We start from the raw sequence: 18,978 nt of genomic DNA on the forward strand, positions 1-18,978 counted from the left end.
TCCCTTGAGGTCTTTGGTGAAAAGCACACGAAAGGGTGATCGCTCACCCCGTCGCAATTGACGCCTTATCGGAAAGAAATGGGCTTTCCCCGGGGAGTTGCGCGCACGACAGATCCGGGAGCGGCGGGGGCGGTCGTCATCGGACCCTGCTTCGCAGGGTCGTGAGGACATAAGCGCAGAGCAGGGCGGTGAGCGACAACGTCAGGGCGCCGCCGACGGGTTGGGCGACCACGCGCGCGGCGGCTTCCAGGTAGCGCTCGCCTCCGAAGGGCCACTGGGACAGGAGCACCTCCCGCAGCCGCAGCGGAAACCCGGCCGCCGTCCGCACGGACGGCCCGTCCATGGCCTTTTGTACGAGGGGTACGACGACGACGGGCACGGAGACGACCGCCGCGAGTCCTGCCGTGGTGGACCGGAAGAGACCCGCGGCGAGTACGCCGGCCCAGGCGCAGCCGACCATGAGCCCGATCCAACTCGCGCTCAGCGAAAGCCACTCGGCGGGAACTTCCGCGAGCTCCCGTCCGTAGACGAGATAGAGCACTTCGGTGTCGCAGCCCACGGTGAGGACGGCCAGCACCAGCGCGGTGGCGGAGGCGACGAGGAGTTTCGCGGCCAGCAGTCCCAGCCGGCGGGGGACGGTGCCGCGGTCCGCGGCCAGGGCGGGGTGGCGGAACTCGTCACCGAACGCGATCGCACCGAGCAGCCCGGCACCGAGCGCCGCGGGCGGCAGCGGGAGCTGCTGCGGCCACGCCGCCATCAGGCGATGCTGCGGCGTGTGCCCGACGCGTGCCAGCAGTACGGCGGTGAGGGCGGACACCACGAGCACGGCGGCACCGGTGGCGAAGCTCGTGCCGACACCGACGGCGCGACGGAGTTCGTAGCGCAGGGGGCGGAGAGGGCTGGGGGCGGGGCGGACGGAGATGGGAGGCGGGAGATCGGGAAGGGCGACGACGGAGGAGCTCGACGAGCGCGAACCGGCGGCCGTTGCACGAGACCCGCCTGTGGGTGCGTCGGCTGGTCGCGGACCACCCGCCCGCGCCTGTGGAACCTCCGCCGATGCCTGCAGAACCTCCGCGCAAGCCTCCTGCGCGGCAGCGGCTGCGGCCGGCTCTCGGCCCGACGCCTGAGGCGCTTCCCTCTCGGCCGCTGGATCGTCGGTCCCGGTGAGCCCTGGGTCCGGCACCGGCGGGGGCGTGGCTTTGCGCCTGCGGCCACCGGTCGCGGCCAACGGGGCGGCCGGCTTCTGCTGCACCTCGTAGGTCCGCGGCTCAGGCGTGCGGGGGCCCGCCTCGGTTCCCGGCCCCATGTCGCCGATCTCGTCGGCGAGTTGATGTACGAGGATGCCGTGGCGGAAGGCGATCTCACCCACGTCGGCACAGGTACTGCCGTACACGGAGAGGCGGTTGCCGCTCTCGCGAACGACCTCGACGGAGCGGTGTGCGGTGCGCGCCTCCTTGGTGAGCAGGGCGGCGAGGCGGGAGGCGTGGGGGGTGCGGACGGCGACGCGCGGGCGCAGCCGGGTGCGGGCGAAGTCGGCGGCCTCCTGGTCGGCGATGAGTCTGCCTCGCTGGAGTGTGACGACCCGGTCGGCGGTGCGTGCGGCCTGCTTCGGGTCGGCCGTGGTCAGCAGGACCGTGCCGCCCTGCGTCGCATGGGCGTGCAGCATGCCGTACAGCCAACGGCTCTCGCGGGCCGAGAGCCCGCCTGCGGGGTCGTCGAGCACGAGGGTGTGCGGGTCGGCCAGCAGCGCGCAGGCCAGGCCGAGGCGGCGGTCCATGCCGCGCGAGAGGGTGCCGAGGCGTTCCTCGCGCAGGCTGACGAGACCGACCACCTCCAGGACTTCGTCGGCGCGCCGGGCCGGCACGCCCGCGGCGGCACACAGCATGCGCAGATGGCCCCGGACCGTGCGTGAGGGATGCCCGGGCAGGTCGCCCAGCAGCACGCCGACCTCGCGCGAGGGGTGGGCGATGCGGTGCAGGGGGCGGCCTCTGAAGTAGGTGATTCCACGGCCGCGTTGGAGTTCGAGCATGAGTCTGAGCGCGGTCGTCTTGCCCGCTCCCGACGCCCCGAGCAGCGCGGTGACGCGACCGGCGCGCGCCTCGAAGGAGACGTCGTCGACGGCGGGAGGAAGCTCCTTGCGAGGGTCGCTGGTCAGTCCGATGGCCTGGATCACTCGCAGCAAGATAGCGCGCTATGTCCGTTTTTTCCGGTAGGGCAAGGCCCGCTGGGGAGGCCGGAGTCGGTCCGGCGGGGTCCCGCCGCTTCCGTCTTGAGCACGGACCGAGCCCGGACTGAGCCCGGATCGGCAGAGGTTCGCGTCCGGACGGGCGTCCGGCACGGGCCCTGTGTCAGACCTCGGGGCGCAGCATCGGAGGGTTGAGCAGCGTGGCGCCGCCGGCCCGGAAGAGCTGGGCGGGGCGGCCGCCCTGGCGTGTGGTGGTGCCGCCCGTGGGGACGAGGAAGCCCGGCGTGCCCGTCACCTTCCGGTGGAAGTTGCGCGGATCGAGTGCCACACCCCACACCGCCTCGTAGACACGGCGCAGCTCGCCGACGGTGAACTCGGTCGGGCAGAACGCCGTGGCCAGCGACGAGTACTCGATCTTGGAGCGGGCGCGCTCCACCCCGTCGGCCAGGATCTGCGCGTGGTCGAAGGCGAGCGGCGCCACCGGTTCGCCGTCGCGGCCGTAACCGCCCTGCTGCAGAAGTTCGTCGACCGGCGCCCAGCGGGCGTTGCTGGCGTCGCCGCCCGCGCGGGGCGCCGGCAGGTCGGGGGCCAGCGCCAGGTGGGCCACGCTGACCACCCGCATCCGGGGATCCCGCTTGGGGTCACCGTAGGTCGCGAGCTGCTCCAGGTGGGCACCGTTGTCCTGCGCCGGGACGGCCGGGTCATGGGCGCGCAGCCCGGTCTCCTCGGCCAACTCCCGTGCCGCGGCCTGCGCCAGGTCCTCGTCGGCCCGTACGAACCCACCAGGCAGTGCCCAACGCCCCTGGAACGGCGGTTCGCCCCTGCGCACCGCCAACGCGCACAGGGCATGGCGGCGCACGGTCAGCACGACCAGGTCCACGGTGACGGCAAAGGGCGGAAAGGCTGACGGGTCGTAGGGCATGCGGCGATCATAGTCGTCTGCCTGACGATAAACACTCCCTTCGTCAGCCCCGTCGATGGTTGATCCAATTCGGGCCGGTATCGGCCTGACCACCCCCTCCTGTGTGTCGTGTCATACGGCGTCGCGCGAGGTCATGCTCGCAATTGCAGTTCGCCGGCGGCCTCCTCGACCATGGCGAGCCCCAGTCGGCTGACGCGGACGGAGAAGGGGGCTCCGACGACGCGAAGGCCCGTCAGGACGATCTCGCCCAGCGGCGCACTGCGTACGGGGCGCAGCGTGACCGTCCCCGCCGGAGCGTCCGGGCGGACACCCGCGAGCGTGGTCAACAGCAGCACTCCGGCTGCCGCGGCCGTGGCTGCGGGGCGGCAGGCCGCCGGATGCGGGAGGGGAGCACTCCCGTCCGTCCGTCGCTCCCCCGCATACATGTCGGGCAACCGGTGACCGAAGGCGGCCGCGGCGGCCAGCACACCCCGCAGCAGCGCGCTCGCCTCCTTCTCGTAGCCGGCCGCCGCGAGACCCGCGACGGCGAGCGCGGTCTCGTGGACCCGCACGGTGCCGCTGCGGTGACCGAAGGGGTTGTGCCCGGCCTCCTTCACGCCCAGTCCGCGCAGGCCCCAGCCCGAGTCCATGGCCGGGCCGCCGAGCAGCCGGGCGAGTTGTTCGGTCTGCACCTTGTCGAGCAGGCCGGGCGCATGGTCGCCCCCGCCCAGCAGGCCGGTGTCGAGAAGGTGGACGGCGGCGGCGCCCAGATGCGGCACCAGGCGTCCGTCCGGGGCCCGGGCGGCTGCCGGCCGGCCACCGCCCAGGTCGTCGATCCAGAAGTCCGCACGGAACGCCGTCCGCAGGGCCCCGGCCCACTGCCGCAGCTCGGCACCGCCCGGTCTGCCGCAGGCGTCGAGCAGATCGGCGCCGAGCAATGCCGCGCGATGGGCGTGGGCCTGGGTCTCGCAGCGGACGGGGCCGCCGGGGTGCGGGTCGGGCAGATACACGCCGGCGCCCACGGTGGTCCGCAGCCAGGTCAGACATCGCTCGGCCGCCGGGAGGAGTTCCTCGGTCTCGGACTTGGGCAGCCCCCAGCGTCGGGCCTCCGCGAGCAGCGCGGGGAAGAGCAGCGTGGCCTCCGTGCCCGTGCAGCCCGGTGGCAGATGCGTGCCCGCGTCCCGTATCGGCGCGGGGATCATGCCGGACTGCGGTCCCTGGGCCCGGAGTTGGGTGCGGGCGAGGGTACGCAGCGTGCCTGCGGCGAGCCGGGTGCCCAGGGGCAGGGTCATCCGGGCCGCGGCGAGGGCCTCGGCCGGGGCCAGGCCGCAGCGCCACGGGGCTCCGGCGGCCAGGTGGACGTCGGAGGTGTGGGCCGGGTCGCGCAGCAGAAGGGCATGGAGATCCTCGATGCTCGTCCGCAGCAACGCCTCCACCCCGGGATCGTCGCCTGCCGCCCGCGCCGTCGCCAGCGGGCTGGTCGCCGCTCGACCCGCGGCGCGCACGGGTCCCGCTCCGTCCGGCCGCACGCGCAGTTCGATGGTCACGCTCCCGCCCGGGGGCAGCGCGAACTCCCAGCGCAGCAGTCCCGCGGAGGCCAGCGCATCGGCGGGCGACGGGTCGGCCGTCACAGTCGAGCTTCCTCTGGCGGACGACCAGCGCAGGCCGGAGTCGTGGACGGTGGCGGGGAGTTCCGGTCCTGTGCTGCCGCTCGCGATCGCTCCGAGGTCGGCCAGGTCCGTACCCAGGGCGACCTCGACCGGCAGGCGCAGGGGTCGAACGGCTGCGCTGTGCAACGTGATCCGCTCGGTACCGTCCGCATGACGGGTCCGCTCGACCACGATGTCCGGGTCCGGTCCCGCCTGCGGCGAACTGCGCAGCGTGCCCACGAACCGGGCGTGGTCGGCCGCGGTCATCCTGGCCTGGACCGCGAGCGGTTCGCGTCCGGCCACCCGGATCTGGCAGCGCGAGAGGACGCGTCGGCCTGCTCGGTAGAACCCGTCGAGTCCCCGGCCGGTCAACTGCCCCTGGTCCGTGGAGATGACGAGGCCGGGTAGGGCGACGCAGATCAGGGCGTTGTGGGTGGGCGGCAGGTCGGTGGACCGACGCACGGCCGACTGTGGGGCCGGCGAGGGGGTGTCCTGAGACTGGGCGAAGCGCCGTACGTTGTCGGTCTGTGCCGGTGTTGCCATGTCCGGGCTCATGAGCACCGAGGACGACGGGCCCTGGCCTGGTGGCCGATGCGTGTGCTCAGCCCCTCGAAGGGCGTCGTTCAAGAGCCCGGGCGCGCGCCGCCCCGCACCGTCCGCGGGCGGAGGCAGCCCCGTATCCAGCCTTTGGGACGGGACCAGCCCACCGGATGTCGAGCGATCGTCTGCGGCCGGGGAGGCCTGAGTCGGCGGTGGCACCGGTGTCGGCTGTGGCATGGGGCGGCTTCCTCTGCGCTCTGTGCGCCTCGGGCGTGTGCGGCGGCGGCTGGGGGACCCGGAGTGACAGGGGCGATGCGGCGGCACGGCCGGTTCGACCGTTCCGCCACTCAGGTGAACGGGGAGGGATCCCTCCAGGTCACGCACGGCACGGGGTAACCCCGTAGGAGGACCGGACCCTGCATCGGGTTCGTCGGGCAGGCCGAGGCGATCCGTGGCCCCGGCACCACGACTGCCGTGGCCTCCACCACGGCCTCGGTCACCGCGCCGCCCGCCACAGCTGTCACCCGGACGGCCCGGGGCACGGCTCCACCGAGACGGCTCACGCATGCCCCTCGCCCCCGTCACTGCCAGGACGCACCCCGTCCGGACGGGACCCATCCCGACGAGCGGCGCCCTTCTTCGACGTACGCGAAGCCGTCTCCTTCGAGCTGCGCGGAACCGTGCCGCCCGGCCGCGGAACACCAGGACGGGTCCTCGCCGATGCGCGCGGGCGCGGGACACTCGTCCCCCGCTCTCGACCGGTGCCGCTCGCGGAGCGGGGGAGACTGCCGGCCGACCCCGCCCGGCGCCGAGACGTACGACGATCACCCGTCTCGGACAGCGGCGCAGACTCCACCGCTTTGCCCGGTACCGGCCGCTCGGCCTCGCCCCGTACCGACTCCTCGCCCTCGTCCCTTACCTGCTGTTCCACGTCTTCCGGTTTGTCGAGCGCTGCCGCGCCCGTCCGCTCCCGTCCCTCACGTTCCGCACGCAGGCAGCGGCGGATCGACTCGGGGTCCAGCCCTTCGTTGCAGGCTTGGTGCAGCAGACGGGCGAAGAGGTAGTCGCGGTCCGCGCCGAGGGCCATGGCAAGGGCCTCTCGGGCCTCCAAGTCGTCGCCGGTGGACCAGGCGACCCAGCCGACGAGAGTGAGCGGCGCTGCCGCGTGCTCGCTGTAAGGTCCGACACAGCGGCGGGCCAGTGCTCGCCACAGCCGGAGGGCGGGACCGGCTTCGTCGCCCTCCATCCACTCGGCGGCGCGGTCCCGGGTCGCACGGTCCTGAAGACCAAGAATGAGCCTCGCGGCTTCGTCGTGTCCGAGCAGTTCGTCGTCCCGGAGATCCGCCGTGAGCGTCCCGGGCGGGAGCGGGGCCGCGGCGAACCGGCACCTGAGCCGCTCGGCCAGGTCCAGCGTCTGCTCTGCCACGCCCGCGCGTGACGCGTCGTCGACGATCCTGGGGACCAGCTCCATGCCGACCGTGTCCAGAGCGGCCTCCTGCTCCAGGGCGGCAGCGGTCTCGAGCGGCTGCAGCCTGGCCCGCAACTCGCGCAAGGTGCCGCGCACCTGAACTCCCGCGTACGTGGCCGCGGCGGCCAGCACGGACGTACCGGGAAGGCCCATCGTGCGGCCCTCGGGCGGACAGCACTCGACTCGGTCGCAGCAGTACGACCAGAAGCGGCCGTCCGAGATACACAGGGCCTCGATCACCGGAACGTCCAGGCTGCCGCACGCGACACGCATCTTCTGGGCCAGCGGGCGCAGCCGTTCCATGACCTGTCGGCCCGTCTCGCCGTCTGTCGGTTCCTGGCAGAGGAAGGCGACCATCTGCTCCGGCCGGACTCCCCTGCGCTCGCCGCCCCTCACCAGTCCGTGGGTCAACTGCCTGGCCGCGGAGTCCCAGTCGTCTTTACTCGCGGGAATGCCGAGCCGGGCACGGCCGCCGAACCGGCCGCGGCCGGCCCTGTCGTGCAGGGCGACGAGCACGATGCTGTCCTCGGGGCGGTAACCGAGGAGATAGGGCAGTGCGTCGGCCAGTTCGGCCGGGGTGCGCAGGGTGACCTGGTGCTCGGGCAGGTGCGCTTCGTGCGTGGTGCAGTCGAGTTGCTCCAGGTGTCGTGCGAGTTCTGCCTGTCCAGCGTGTGCTGCGTGTCCCGCGCGCCCCGTGTGTCCGCCGTCCTCGTCGGGCCCGAGCTGCGCGTCGTACATCTCAGGTTTGTCGGTCGCGTCGGTCGCACCAGGCGCGCAGTAGTGCTCCCCGCCCGTGTTGTCGTCGTTCTCAGGAGATCCAGTCACTTCGCTGTGATTCGTCATACGCAGACGATCTCCCGGATCGCGAAGTTCCGGTTTGCCCTGTGGATAAGTCCGACCAGGGACACGACAACCCGGGCCGGGCATGTCCGAGGCCGCATGCGGAGCCACGTCCGAGGTCAAGTCGGAACCAGGATTCGACGCTCGGAACCCGGTCTCGAAGCCGCGACCCGGGCCGTCACTTGAGCTGCGCGGTGCCGATCGGCTCTCCCGACGCGATCCGCAGGAACTCCTTCACGATCAGCTCGTGGGCGTTGGCACTCTCGATGACACCTGCCTGCAGGCTCAGCCTGCCGCAGCGAGGACCAGGGGCAGCACCTGCTCGCTGCCTGCCCGGCGGAGCAGGCGAGCGGCGACGGCGAGGGTCCAGCCTGAGTCGGTGTAGTCGTCCACGAGCAGGACCGGTCCTGGGGAGCTCGCCAGGGCAGCGGCCAGCTCCTCGGAGACGGTGAACGTTCCGGACAGTGATCGCAGGCGTTGGGCGGAGTTGCTGCGCCGCGCCGCGTGTGCGCCGCTCGGCCCGGTGTAGGTCAGGGTGCCCAGATAGGGCAGGCGGCCGATGGTCGCGATGCCCTGGGCGAGGGAACCGACCAGTTGCGGGCGGGCCAGGGACGGGACGGCGACGATTCCCACCGGGCGGGCGGAGGCGTCCGGGACGTTCGGCGCCCAGCCGCCCGGCGAGCGCGCCCAGTCGGCGAGCACCGCGACCGCGGCCTGGAGGACGTCGTCGGGGACCGGCCCGTCGGGAGCGTTCTCGGCCAGCAAGGGACGCAGGCGGTTGCCCCAGCCGATGTCCGAGAGCCGCCCCAGGGCACGCCCGGTCGAGCACTGTTCCTTCGCCGGGATACGTCCCTTGAGGTCGATGCCCAGTGCGGGCATCCCCGTCGGCCACATCCGGCGCGGCTCAACCTCCACCCCGGGGCGGTCCAGCTCCTTCGCCGCCCCGGTCAGAGCGTCGGCCGAGACGGACGAAGCGATCCAGGTGCCGGCGCAGGTGTCACAGCGGCCACACGGGGCGGCCCCCTCGTCGTCCAGTTGCCGACGCAGGAACTCCATCCGGCACCGGGACGTGCTCACGTACTCCCGCATGGCCTGCTGCTCGGCCGTCCGCTGCCGCGCCACCCATGCGTACCGCTCCGCGTCGTAGATCCACTGCTCACCGGTGGAGATCCAGCCGCCCTTGACCCGCTTGACCGCGCCGTCCACGTCGAGAACCTTGAGCATGGTCTCCAGTCGGGAACGCCGAAGGTCCACCACCGCCTCCAGGGCCGGCACGGACAGCGGTCGTCCCGCATCGGCCAGGGCCGAGAGGGTCTGCCAGACCTGCGCCTCGGGCGGGAAGGCCGTATCGGCGAAGTAGCGCCAGATGGCCTCGTCCTCCTTGCCGGGCAGAAGCAGCACATCCGCGTGCTCGACACCTCGACCGGCGCGGCCGACCTGCTGGTAGTACGCGATCGGCGAGGACGGCGAGCCGAGGTGCACCACGAAGCCCAGGTCCGGCTTGTCGAACCCCATGCCCAACGCCGACGTCGCGACCAGCGCCTTGACCCGGTTCGCCAGCAGGTCGGCCTCGGCCTGCAGCCGGTCCGCGTTCTCCGTGCGCCCCGTGTACGAGGCCACGGGGAAGCCGCGCTGCCGCAGAAAGGCGGTGGCCTCCTCGGCCGCGGCCACCGTGAGCGCGTAGATGATCCCGGAGCCCTGGAGCTCGTCCAGGTGCTCGGCCAGCCAGGCCAGACGGTGTGCGGCGTCCGGCAGCTGCACCACCCCCAGCCGCAGGCTCTCCCGCTCCAGCGAGCCGCGCAGCACCAGGGCCTCACCGGCGCCGGTCCCCAGCTGCTCGGCCACGTCCGCCGTTACGCGCGCGTTGGCGGTCGCCGTGGTCGCAAGCACCGGAATGCCGGGGGCGAGCGCGGCGAGCATCGCCCGGAGCCGACGGTAGTCGGGCCGGAAGTCATGACCCCAGTCGGAGATGCAGTGCGCCTCGTCGACCACCAGAAGGCCGGTCGTGGCCGCGAGCTTGGGCAGCAACTGCTCGCGGAAATCCACGGAATTGAGGCGCTCCGGGCTCACGAGGAGAACGTCGGTCTCACCGCGCTCGACCTCCTCGTAGATCGCGTCCCACTCCTCGGGATTGGCGGAGTTGATGGTCCGCGCCTGGATGCCGGCCCGCGCCGCCGACTCGACCTGGTTGCGCATCAGGGCCAGCAACGGGGAGACGATCACCGTCGGGCCGGCGCCGCGTCGGCGCAGCAGCGCGGTGGCGACGAAGTACACCGCCGACTTGCCCCAGCCCGTACGCTGCACCACCAGGGCACGTCGACGGTCCTCCACCAGAGCCGCCACCGCCTGCCACTGGTCCTCCCGCAGCCGCGCCGAGCCCTCCTGGGCACCGACGAGCTCGGCGAGGACGGCATCGGCTTCGGCGCGGAGCTCCACAGTGTTCATGCCTCCATGCAACCTGATGGCACTGACAATCAGCCACCTCACCCGGCGCGACCGGCGCTCATGGGCCGTCGGCGAACACGGTGAGCAGCCTCGACCTGGTGGTGCGGGGGGCGCCCCGTGCATCGCACAGTCACGCGCTGGGTAGGGATATAACGCGCGCACCACCAGATTACGGTCGGTGGCCCCAATTGCTCGTTGCCGCATCCAGGTTCGACAGGAAGAATTGAAGTCCGCTCCCCGCACGGCTCGTCCGTGGTCCGGTAGGGCTCTGCTGCGGTGTGCGCTCCCCCGATTCCGACCTCGCCCGCAGTGTGGGCGCGTAGCCGAAGGGAGGACCGTGACCTTCGGATTCGCTCCGTCCTCCGCGGCATCCATGTCGACGTCAGCCGACCTGCCCGCCGCATCCGCCAACCCTCTGGCCCGCATGCTCGAACCCGCGGAGTGGGCCGCCGCGGGCATCCCGCTGCTGCGCAATCCCCGCGAGGTCGTCAGCGGTCTGCACTCCCGGCACCGCCCCGGGCCGGCGACGGCGATCGTGGCCGTCCTCGACACGGAGGAGCGGCTTCGGGCGAGCGCCTCGTTCACCCGCCGCCCGGCCCCGGCGGACGGCTGGATGTTCCGCAACGCGCTGCTCACCCAGCTGCGCCGCGTCATCCCGCACGACCTGCGGCGCCGCACCCCGGTGCGCACCGCGGTGCTGCTCTACTGCCGTGACGGAGACGCCCGTTGGACCGAGGAGGACGGTGCGTGGATGTGGGGCCTGCGCGACGCGTGCACCCTGCACGGCCTGCGCTGCGGGGCGTACATCACGCTGACTCGTGACGGCTGGCAGGTCCTCGGCGAGGGCCGCGGCGGGCGCCGCCCCAGCACCGACTCGGCACCCGAGCCCTTCGCCACGTCCGAATCACCGCTCCCGATGCCCCGCACCGGCGGCGCGGCCTCGGAGGTCCTGCGGCGCGCAGCGGCGCGCTGAGGACGCTGGGACCGGAGTTCTCGCCGACGGACACGTCACGCGGTACGAGGGGCGCGACACGACGCCGAGGCCCTGCGACCGCGGACGCCCCGAGGTAAGCGACCGAGCGCCGACGCGCCGCGGGCCACCCGCCTTACGAGGGCTGTCCGGCTCGCTCCGCGAACCCCGGTCCGCGACTGGACGGTCCACGACGACTGTCCGTCGGCATGGACCCACACGCGGACCCGACGGGCCGAAACCCGGCGAGCTCCCCGCTCGTCAGCGCACGCCGAAAACCCCACCGTGCAGACCCCACCATGCAGACGCCGCCGCTGCGGCGTCCTGTCCCCGGATGTTCCGTGAGGTAATCCCCCGAACAAGCCGGAACCGACTCAGACGCCCGCGCCCAGCACCGAGTTGATCCGCTGCGGGTCACCGCAGACGATCAGCAGGGCACCGGCCCGGTCGAGGGCCAGGGGCAGGGCGTCGGCGGCACTGGTGTCAGGACCGCCGTTGACCGCCACCACGACCACGGGGCGCACCGCGGCACGACCCGCGACCGCCGCATCGGCGTAGAAGACGTCGTCACCCGAGTCGTGCTGCCCCCAGTAGGAGGCTTCGCCGAAGGACAGCTCGTGGGCGGCCCACGGGTGCTGTTCTCCGGTGGTGATCACCAGCACGTCGCCGGGGGCTCGGCCCGAATCCAGGAGCAGGTCGACGGCTTCCTCGGCGGCGTCGAGCGCGCCTTCGGGCGAGGCCGGGATCAGCTGGATCTGCGGGGTCGCCGCGACCGGAGCGGAGGCGGCGGGGGCAGCCGGACCCGAGGGCCCGGGCTTGGCCACGGCCATGTCACGCGGCGTACGTTGCACCGGCGGCGCGGGCCGCGGGGGCCCGGGTCGGCCGGGACGCGACGAAGCCGCGGGGCGGGGGCCGGGTACGGGGCGAGGGGTCGGCGCGGTACGGCCGCTGGCCGGAGTGGCGCGGGGACCCTGGGCACTCTCGTGAATCTGAGGCTCCTCGGGAATGAGAGGCATGAGCTGATGTTTATCAAACGCTGGTACGGCTCGCGTCAGCGGGTGGCACACAAGTGCGAGCGGAATCGTCAGAAATCGAAGCCGAGCTGCCCCTCGATCTCCGGAACGCTTCCTTCCACCCAGGTGCGGACCTTCTTGAGGTGCCGCCACTGGGGCAGCGCATCAAGATACGCCCACGACAACCGGTGGTACGGGGTGGGTCCCCGCTCCGCCAGTGCGGCCTTGTGCACGGGCGACGGATACCCGGCGTTGTCCGCAAAACCGAAGTCTGCATGGTCGATACCCAGTTCGGCCATCATTTTGTCGCGCTGCACCTTGGCGATCACCGAGGCCGCCGCGACCGCCACGCACGACCGGTCGCCCTTGATCACGGTACGGACCCTCCAAGGGTCCCCGAGATAGTCGTGCTTCCCGTCGAGAATCACGGCGTCGGGACGGACCGGAAGGGCCTCCAGGGCGCGACCTGCGGCGAGCCGCAGCGAGGCCGTCATCCCCAGGTCGTCGATCTCCTCCGGAGAGGCGTGCCCGAGGGCGTACGACGTGACCCACGTCCGCAGCTGGACGGCAAGCTCGTTGCGCCGCTTGACGGTGAGCAGCTTGGAGTCGGTGAGCCCTGCGGGCGGCCGACGCAGTCCGGTGATCGCCGCGCAGACGGTGACGGGGCCGGCCCACGCGCCGCGCCCCACCTCGTCGACACCGGCAATGATCTTCGCTCCGGTCGTGGCTCGAAGGGAGCGCTCGACGGTGTGAGTAGGCGGTTCGTACGGCATGGCGCCCTTAGCGTACGCCGCCCGGCTCGGGCTTCGACACCCTGGTTCACCGAAGCAACCTCCAGGCCGGCGAAGCGGTGTTTCAGGTGCCCGCCGGGCGGAGCAGCGGAAGCATCAACTGGTCGATCATCTCCTCGAGATCCCGATCACTCCATTCGCTCCCGCACATCTTTGACCGGTACATCATCATCGCCGGAATGGCGTCGAAGACATAGCCGTTCGCCGCGTCGGGCCGCACCTCTCCCCGCTCAATTCCACGGGTGATCACGTCACGGAGCAGCCCTATCGTGGGCTCCACGACCCCCTTGAAGATCACGCCATGAAACCGCTCAGCCTGGCTGCTGTCGCATTCGTGAATCACTGACCGCAGTGCGAAACCGGGGCGAGAGAACATCGCCTCCCGCGCCTGCCGGCACAGCTCCAGCAGATCTTCGCGGACACTCCCCAGATCGGGTGCCGCCTCGAACCGCGGCAGTCCGGCGCGCAGCGCATCGGCGACGAGGTCCTCCTTCGACGGCCAGCGACGATAGACGGCGGCCTTCCCGGTCTGGGCGCCGGCGGCGACACCCTCCATCGTGAGGCCGTTCCATCCGACGGTGCTGAGCTGTTCCAGCGCGGCGTCGAGGATCGCGCGATCGAGCACGGCGCCACGCCGGCGAAGAGAGGCCGTCTGGGCGGGGGCGGCCGTCCAGCGCGAGGTAACCATCTGAGCGTCTCCAACGAACAGGGGAAGCGGGGGTTCCGGGGACTGGGGAGCATCGCACGGCCACTACGGGGGGACGGACCGCACGACGACAATGTAAGTGAACGCTTGCGTTCACTAAGGCATTTGCGGGGGACTCACAGTGACAACCTCCCAGTTGATCGAGGATCAGAAACCAGGTGCGGCACGCCGGGAGGGGCATCCCGGCATCACGCTCACCGTCATCGCCGCCTGCCAACTCATGGTGGTACTCGACGCGACCGTTCCATCGCGCGTTTCACCGTCCCTGTCATCGTCGTTGTCCGCGTGAAACGAGCGAGGGTCGACCACGCCCTCGACCAGCATGTCAGGCAACGGCGGCTCTTTCGATGGCTCGGGCACCGGAACGGCAGGAATCGCCAGGAACTCCGCCAGGGTCTTCACCATGCGCTCGCCGCGGTGTCGTCGTTCTACGAGTTCCTCATCGCCGCGAGCAGTACGCCGGCCGGGACTACCTGATCGTCAAGAAGGTCGACCAGGCCGCGGCGCGGGTGCCGGACCGCTACCGGCCGGGCCGCTCATGAACGCTCGCCGGCAGCAGCCGGTGCGCCGGGTGTTGCCGGCTGAGGACGGTGGAGCCGGTGCCGCGCCCGATGCCCGACGACGCCTACCGGGCCCTGCTGGATGAGCTGCGCACTCGTCGCGATCCGGCACTGCTGAAGGTGATGTGGGGGAGGGCGGGCTGCGCCCCAGGGATGTGCTCTGACTGCGGCTGGAGGACATCTCCTACGGCCAGCGCCGGGTGACGGTCCGCAAACGGGACGATCACCCGCGCGGGGTGCGGCAGACGTCGCGTCGCGACCGTGTGGTCGAACGGTGGGAGGGGCGGGCGCTGGCGGCGCTGAACGCGTACGTGATGCGTGAGCGTCCGGCCGACGTGGACACACCCTGGGTGATCCTGGTCGGAGGCCGGGGCAAGCGCCGGGGCGAGCCGTTGGGCTACGACGCGCTGGTGTCCACCGCTACGTCACGCCCGGCAGGCGCTACCTCGATGTGGCCCGTACCGGCGGAGTAGTGGACGTAGTTGAGCCGGTTCGCGCGCCGACGTTGAGCGGGTTCGCGCGCCGTCGTGGCCGCCTGCGCGGCGGGGCGCGGCCGCCGCCGTCCCGACCGTCACCTCGGCGTGGCCGGCCAGTCGGCGTCACCCATGCTCACGAGGTTGCGCAGGCATCGTCTCCAGTACCTCGGCGGCCACCCGGCGGCCGGGCTCCCCCGTCTGTTCCGTGATGCGCCGGAAGGTCTTCTCCGCGGATCGGGCGGGCCAGTCGGCCGGCAGATGCCGGACGGGCAGCCGGGGATCAGTGCGGATGGTGCCCAGCCACTCGGCGACCAGGCGCAGGTGAGTGGCCAGCGGGTCGACGGGCGGATGGACGGCGTGGGTGACGTGGGTGATCCATCGGTTTTCGAAAGCGGTGTAGCGGGCGGCGATGGTCTCCAGATCCCAGGTGTCGCGGATCATCAAGTCGACGTCGGTGGCGTCGTCGGCGCGCGCATGGAAGATCTTGACATGAGCTGCGATGCCGAGCTCGGCGACGATCTCGGAGACGTCGACACCACCCGGCGCGATCCACAGCCCGCTGTAGAGAGCACCGAATCCGGACCAGGTGAGCCGCGAGCGCAGGTCGTGGCGCTGACGCTGCCAGGCTTCGGGCAGCGAGAAACCCAGCAGGGTCCAGGTTCCGTCCCAGTCGTCGTTGACCGCGCTGGCCTCCCAGACGCGTTTGCGGCCGTCGTGGAGGATCTGCGTCGCGTGCGGGGTCAGGCCGAAGTACATGCGGCGCCCTTGCCGCTGACGATGCAGCAGGCCGCGGCCCACCATACGGGTGAGGGTGGAGCGGACGGCCTGCTCCCCGACTCCCACGCGACCGAGAACGTCGATGATGCTGCCCGAATACACGCACAGCGGGCCCTCTTCGAGGACGTGGTCACCGAAGAAGGCGAGCAACAGGGACTGGGGTCGCGGTTGCGGTCCGCCAGGCGAGTCCGGGGCAGTGCCGTTGTACCCGTCGTCCACGTCGGGGGCCACCTCGGAGAGCGTCATGTCGGAAAAGGTACGGCCGCCCGCCGCGGGCACGGCGGGCGGCGTGGCGTGGCTTGGTGTCAGGGCCGGTACCGGTCGGCGGGGTGGGCCAGGTCATAGGGGCGCGGGTACGGCGAGGGCCGGTAGGACACATAGCGCGCCGGCGCGGACGGATCGGCCTCCGCAGCACGGGCGTTGAGGGTGGCAGGGTCGGTGCCCTGCCAGTGGCCCGTGGTGATGCGGGTTTCCAGGGTGTGCACAGCGGCGACCTCTTCGCCCGTGCTGAACGTGCAGTGGCCCGCGTTCTCGACGAAGGCCTGGCGCAGCAAGGGGTTGGAGCCCGCCGCGGCGACCGCACGGCGATAGGCGCTCACCGACTGCACCGGGATGAGGCCGTCGCCCGTGGTGTGCACGGTCAGTTGCGGCTTGGCCAGCCGGCCGGTGAACGAGCTTGTGACGGCCATCCGTTCCACGGCCTTGGTGTCGACGGCGATCCGGGGAGCGCGGTTCAGTGTGGTGAGGTCCTTGGTCAGCGACAGATCGGCCTTGGCGTAGAGCTCGCTGACCTCCTTGTAGAGGGCGGAACGGTGAAGCATGGCGGTGTAATCGACGCCGGTGTTCCAGGACATGTTGCCCCCGACCCGACTTTCGGCCTCCTGCCGCCAGGAGAAGGCAGGGAATTTCACCAGGCCCATGACCGCCTGGAACTGGTTGGCCTGCTGGGCGTCCCAGTCGGTCGGTCCCGGCCGGATCTGGGAGGGGTCGTTCCAGCCGGGGATGTTGTGCAGGGCGGCGGCCAGCGCTATACGGGCCCGCCCGGAAGCCGTGCTCTGCGCCCCGGCGACGGCCCCGGCCAGCGTGTCGGCCGCCTCGGCAGCGGCCGCCTGGCTCCCCAGTCCGGTCAGTCGGACGTCCGCGTCCGGGGCGAGCAGTGTCTTCAACGCGAAGACCGGGTCGAGGGTGCTGTTCCAGTTGGCCACGCCGCCCTGAAGCAGGCCGCACAGGGACAGTGATCCGCTGATGCGGTCAGGGTGGCGCTCGGCGATCATCGAGGTCACGAGCCCGCCGTAGGAGGCGCCCCAGGCGATGGTGTGCCGGGCCGGGCCGAAGCGTGCGGTGAACGTGTCCAGCGTGGCCAGCTGGTCCGGCACCGCCTCACTCACCGCCCACCCGTTGCTCTCGTACGAGGAGCCGATGAGCGCGTAACCCTCCTTCAGCAGAGCGGACTTGGTGGCGTCGTCAGGGGCGTTGCGCGCCGGATTGGGCACTCCGAGCGGGGTGTAGCCGTGACTGAAGAGCAGGACCGTGCCGTTCCAGGATTCCGGCTTGTCCATCACGTAGGTCGCGCCGGAGGGCAAGGTGCCTTCGACATGAGCGCTGGTGTCGACCGCCTGGGCGGACGGGGCGAGGGGGGCGGCGAGCAGCAGCGCCGCCAGGGCGACAAGCGTACGTCTGCGGATGCGGGTCACGAGGCGGACTCCTTTGGCCTGGTGAGGGTGGCGGGAGGAAGTGCAACGCAAGCGGCGACGGGGGGCTGTGACCTCGGCGAGGGGCCCGGCCGGAGACCGGTGCGAAGCCTTCGCGGCCTCTTTCGTCCGGGAGCATGACACCGCGAAGGTAGGCGTGTACATTGCGGCCGTCAAGAAGATGCACAACGTGCCTCCGATGGGGTGCCACGAGCAGCGAGCCCGCTCGAAACCCGCTGGCATCCGATCGACGTCTCGAACCTCTCGCCATGCCCCATGGAGTCACCGCGGGAGACGCCGCCCCACCCCATGACCCGTGCCGACCTGAACAGCCGCACCCCCTCTCGGAGTTCTGCGGTGCCCCCATCGGCGCCTTCCGGCAACGGCACAGCCTCGGCTCAACTCTCTCGAATTTCACACCTGCACCCAAAGCAAGCAGTTCTCACCCACGTCCCGTGAGGAGGAGCCCATGCGACGGCGCAGTCTCGGGCTTGCGATAGCGGTGGTCACAGTCATCGGTGCGGCCGGATGCGGATCCTCGTCCGATGAGACGAGCGGTTCATCGGCCTCGGACAGCGGCAAGACCACCCAGGTCAAGGTCGGCATCATCCCGATCGTCGATGTGGCCCCGCTCTATCTGGGCCAGAAGAAGGGCTTCTTCAGCAGCCGCGGCATCGAGCTGAAGATGGAGAGCGCCCAGGGCGGCGCCGCCATCATCCCCGGCGTGGTGAGCGGACAGTTCCAGTTCGGGTTCAGCAACACCACGTCGCTGATGATCGCCCAGGCCAAGGGAGTCCTGGTGAGGTCGGTGGCCAACGGAGCGGCCACCACGGGAAACACCACGACCGACGTCACCGCGGTGGCGGTGAAGGAGAACAGCGCCATCAAGTCGGCCAGGGACCTGGCCGGCCGGACGGTCGCGGTGAACACCCTGCAGAACATCGGTGACACCACCGTGCGCGAGGCGGTCCGCAAGGACGGGGGCGATCCCTCGAAGGTGAAGTTCGTGGAGATTGCCTTCGATCAGATGCCGGCCGCTCTCGACGGCGGCCAGGTGGACGCAGCCTGGATGGGCGAGCCCGCGCTGACGATCGCCAAGTCCCAGGGTGCCCGGGCCGTGACGTCACCGTTCGCCGAGACCGACTCCAAGCTCACCGTGGCGACCTACTTCACCTCGCCCCAGCTGGCGAAGGAGAACCCCGACCTGGTGAAGAAGTTCGCCGAGGCGATGACCGAGTCGCTCACGTACGCCTCCGCACACCCGGACGAGGCGCGGCAGATCCTCACCACCTACACCAAGATCGACGGCAAGGTGCTGAAGAACCTGACGCTGCCCAACTGGCCCGCCCAGTACGACATGGCGTCCCTGGAGAAGCTGGCCTCGCTCGGTGAGCAGGACGGCCTCTTCGGCGACAAGAAACCCGACCTGAAGACGCTGTTCCAGTGACAGCGTCGGCACTGGCGTCCATGAGGACGAAGCCCGCCGGGCGCAGCCCGAGCGCCACCACCGCGCTGCGCCGGTCGCCGGACTGGCAGGCCTGGTAGCGGTCCTGGAGATGCCGCCCCACACCGGTGTGGCCTCGGCCGACTATCTTCCATCCGCATCCGAGATCGGCCGTACGCTGTGCAGCCGCTCGCCGAGAACGGGTTCTGGACGGCGCTCGGCGACACCCCGACCGGGTGGGGCCTGGGCCTGGCCATCGCGGCCGTGGGCGAGGTGGTGGCCGGTGTGGTGATCGGCTCCGGTCCGGTCCTGCGCGCGGTGACCGCCTCCAATTCACTGAGAGTCCGCCTTGCTTCAGTCCACAGCTGCTCGAACTCCTCTGCGGAGATCTCGGCCGCCTGGGGCTGGCCCTGCCAGTCGTCAACGGGACCTTCGACGAGAACGCCGTACCGCCGTTCATAGCGGCCCATCGCCGCGCGATCGACCTGATCACGTAGGTGCAGCACCTCAACGAGAGAAGCC

14 protein-coding genes and 1 pseudogene are annotated in these 18,978 nt (G+C 71.3%); 4 read left to right on the forward strand and 11 right to left on the reverse strand.

Annotated elements, in window-relative coordinates; genetic code table 11:
* Positions 1-136 precede the first annotated feature (136 nt).
* From ADK36_RS34360 to ADK36_RS34380, 6 genes are all read right to left on the reverse strand, one after another.
* Positions 137-2,173 carry an ABC transporter ATP-binding protein gene (locus ADK36_RS34360; protein ID WP_048580276.1) on the reverse strand — a complete coding sequence of 679 codons (2,037 nt, stop codon included), beginning with the start codon at positions 2,171-2,173 and terminating at the stop codon, positions 137-139.
* A gap of 175 nt (positions 2,174-2,348) precedes the next feature.
* A complete protein-coding gene (locus ADK36_RS34365; RefSeq protein WP_031486391.1) occupies positions 2,349-3,107 on the reverse strand; it encodes an NUDIX hydrolase in 759 nt (252 codons plus the stop codon).
* 131 nt (positions 3,108-3,238) lie between these two features.
* Positions 3,239-5,107, reverse strand: a complete 1,869-nt coding sequence (locus ADK36_RS34370) for a glycogen debranching N-terminal domain-containing protein (protein ID WP_425315503.1) — start codon at positions 5,105-5,107, stop codon at positions 3,239-3,241.
* 515 nt (positions 5,108-5,622) lie between these two features.
* Positions 5,623-5,838, reverse strand: coding sequence for a hypothetical protein (locus ADK36_RS49145; protein ID WP_159029109.1), 216 nt, complete (start codon positions 5,836-5,838; stop codon positions 5,623-5,625).
* Positions 5,835-7,586 carry a DUF4192 domain-containing protein gene (locus ADK36_RS34375; RefSeq protein WP_053200246.1) on the reverse strand — a complete coding sequence of 584 codons (1,752 nt, stop codon included), beginning with the start codon at positions 7,584-7,586 and terminating at the stop codon, positions 5,835-5,837. The genes ADK36_RS49145 and ADK36_RS34375 overlap by 4 nt, the downstream gene beginning before the upstream one ends.
* Positions 7,587-7,868: 282 nt before the next feature.
* Positions 7,869-10,028, reverse strand: coding sequence for a RecQ family ATP-dependent DNA helicase (locus tag ADK36_RS34380; RefSeq protein WP_053200247.1), 2,160 nt, complete (start codon positions 10,026-10,028; stop codon positions 7,869-7,871).
* Between the two features lie 337 nt (positions 10,029-10,365).
* Between ADK36_RS34380 and ADK36_RS34385 the strand changes: the two genes are divergently transcribed.
* Positions 10,366-11,001 (forward strand): hypothetical protein, encoded by a 636-nt coding sequence (locus ADK36_RS34385; protein WP_048580279.1) that lies wholly within the window; start codon positions 10,366-10,368, stop codon positions 10,999-11,001.
* Positions 11,002-11,372: 371 nt separating this feature from the next.
* Here the strand turns inward: ADK36_RS34385 and ADK36_RS34390 are convergent, their stop codons facing one another.
* The 3 genes from ADK36_RS34390 to ADK36_RS34400 all read right to left on the reverse strand — a co-directional run bounded on the left by ADK36_RS34390 (position 11,373) and on the right by ADK36_RS34400 (position 13,490).
* Positions 11,373-12,014 (reverse strand): hypothetical protein, encoded by a 642-nt coding sequence (locus tag ADK36_RS34390; protein WP_078942861.1) that lies wholly within the window; start codon positions 12,012-12,014, stop codon positions 11,373-11,375.
* A gap of 68 nt (positions 12,015-12,082) precedes the next feature.
* On the reverse strand, positions 12,083-12,784 hold the full coding sequence (locus ADK36_RS34395; RefSeq protein ID WP_048580281.1) for a ribonuclease HII: 702 nt from the start codon (positions 12,782-12,784) through the stop codon (positions 12,083-12,085).
* A gap of 82 nt (positions 12,785-12,866) precedes the next feature.
* Complete coding sequence (locus ADK36_RS34400) at positions 12,867-13,490, reverse strand: TetR/AcrR family transcriptional regulator (RefSeq protein WP_048580282.1); 624 nt, start codon at positions 13,488-13,490, stop codon at positions 12,867-12,869.
* Between the two features lie 139 nt (positions 13,491-13,629).
* On the opposite strand from ADK36_RS34400, the pseudogene ADK36_RS51640 reads away from it, so the two are divergent.
* Positions 13,630-13,788: pseudogene (locus ADK36_RS51640) on the forward strand (MFS transporter); the annotation flags it as partial.
* Between the two features lie 516 nt (positions 13,789-14,304).
* Entirely contained in the window at positions 14,305-14,541 is a 237-nt protein-coding gene (locus ADK36_RS34410) for a hypothetical protein (RefSeq protein ID WP_234329979.1), read from the forward strand.
* 126 nt (positions 14,542-14,667) lie between these two features.
* Here ADK36_RS34410 and ADK36_RS34415 read toward each other — a convergent pair whose 3' ends face one another.
* Positions 14,668-15,567, reverse strand: a complete 900-nt coding sequence (locus ADK36_RS34415) for a PaaX family transcriptional regulator (protein WP_078942877.1) — start codon at positions 15,565-15,567, stop codon at positions 14,668-14,670.
* Between the two features lie 59 nt (positions 15,568-15,626).
* Positions 15,627-17,015, reverse strand: a complete 1,389-nt coding sequence (locus ADK36_RS34420; protein ID WP_053200251.1) for an alpha/beta hydrolase family protein — start codon at positions 17,013-17,015, stop codon at positions 15,627-15,629.
* Positions 17,016-17,481: 466 nt separating this feature from the next.
* On the opposite strand from ADK36_RS34420, the gene ADK36_RS34425 reads away from it, so the two are divergent.
* Complete coding sequence (locus ADK36_RS34425) at positions 17,482-18,459, forward strand: ABC transporter substrate-binding protein (protein WP_048580286.1); 978 nt, start codon at positions 17,482-17,484, stop codon at positions 18,457-18,459.
* Positions 18,460-18,978: the final 519 nt, after the last annotated feature.

The organism is Streptomyces viridochromogenes, from assembly GCF_001270495.1.
In the GTDB taxonomy this organism is placed as follows: Bacteria; Actinomycetota; Actinomycetes; order Streptomycetales; family Streptomycetaceae; genus Streptomyces; species Streptomyces viridochromogenes_A.

Bases quoted from the DNA above. Each gene is read 5' to 3' on its own strand.
- ADK36_RS34365 (WP_031486391.1), bottom strand. From the start codon at position 3,107: ATGCCCTACGACCCGTCAGCCTTTCCGCCCTTTGCCGTCACCGTGGAC.
- ADK36_RS34375 (WP_053200246.1), bottom strand. From the start codon at position 7,586: ATGACGAATCACAGCGAAGTGACTGGATCTCCTGAGAACGACGACAAC.
- ADK36_RS34380 (WP_053200247.1), bottom strand. From the start codon at position 10,028: ATGAACACTGTGGAGCTCCGCGCCGAAGCCGATGCCGTCCTCGCCGAG.
- ADK36_RS34390 (WP_078942861.1), bottom strand. From the start codon at position 12,014: ATGCCTCTCATTCCCGAGGAGCCTCAGATTCACGAGAGTGCCCAGGGT.
- ADK36_RS34395 (WP_048580281.1), bottom strand. From the start codon at position 12,784: ATGCCGTACGAACCGCCTACTCACACCGTCGAGCGCTCCCTTCGAGCC.
- ADK36_RS34400 (WP_048580282.1), bottom strand. From the start codon at position 13,490: ATGGTTACCTCGCGCTGGACGGCCGCCCCCGCCCAGACGGCCTCTCTT.
- ADK36_RS34415 (WP_078942877.1), bottom strand. From the start codon at position 15,567: ATGACGCTCTCCGAGGTGGCCCCCGACGTGGACGACGGGTACAACGGC.
- ADK36_RS34425 (WP_048580286.1), top strand. From the start codon at position 17,482: ATGCGACGGCGCAGTCTCGGGCTTGCGATAGCGGTGGTCACAGTCATC.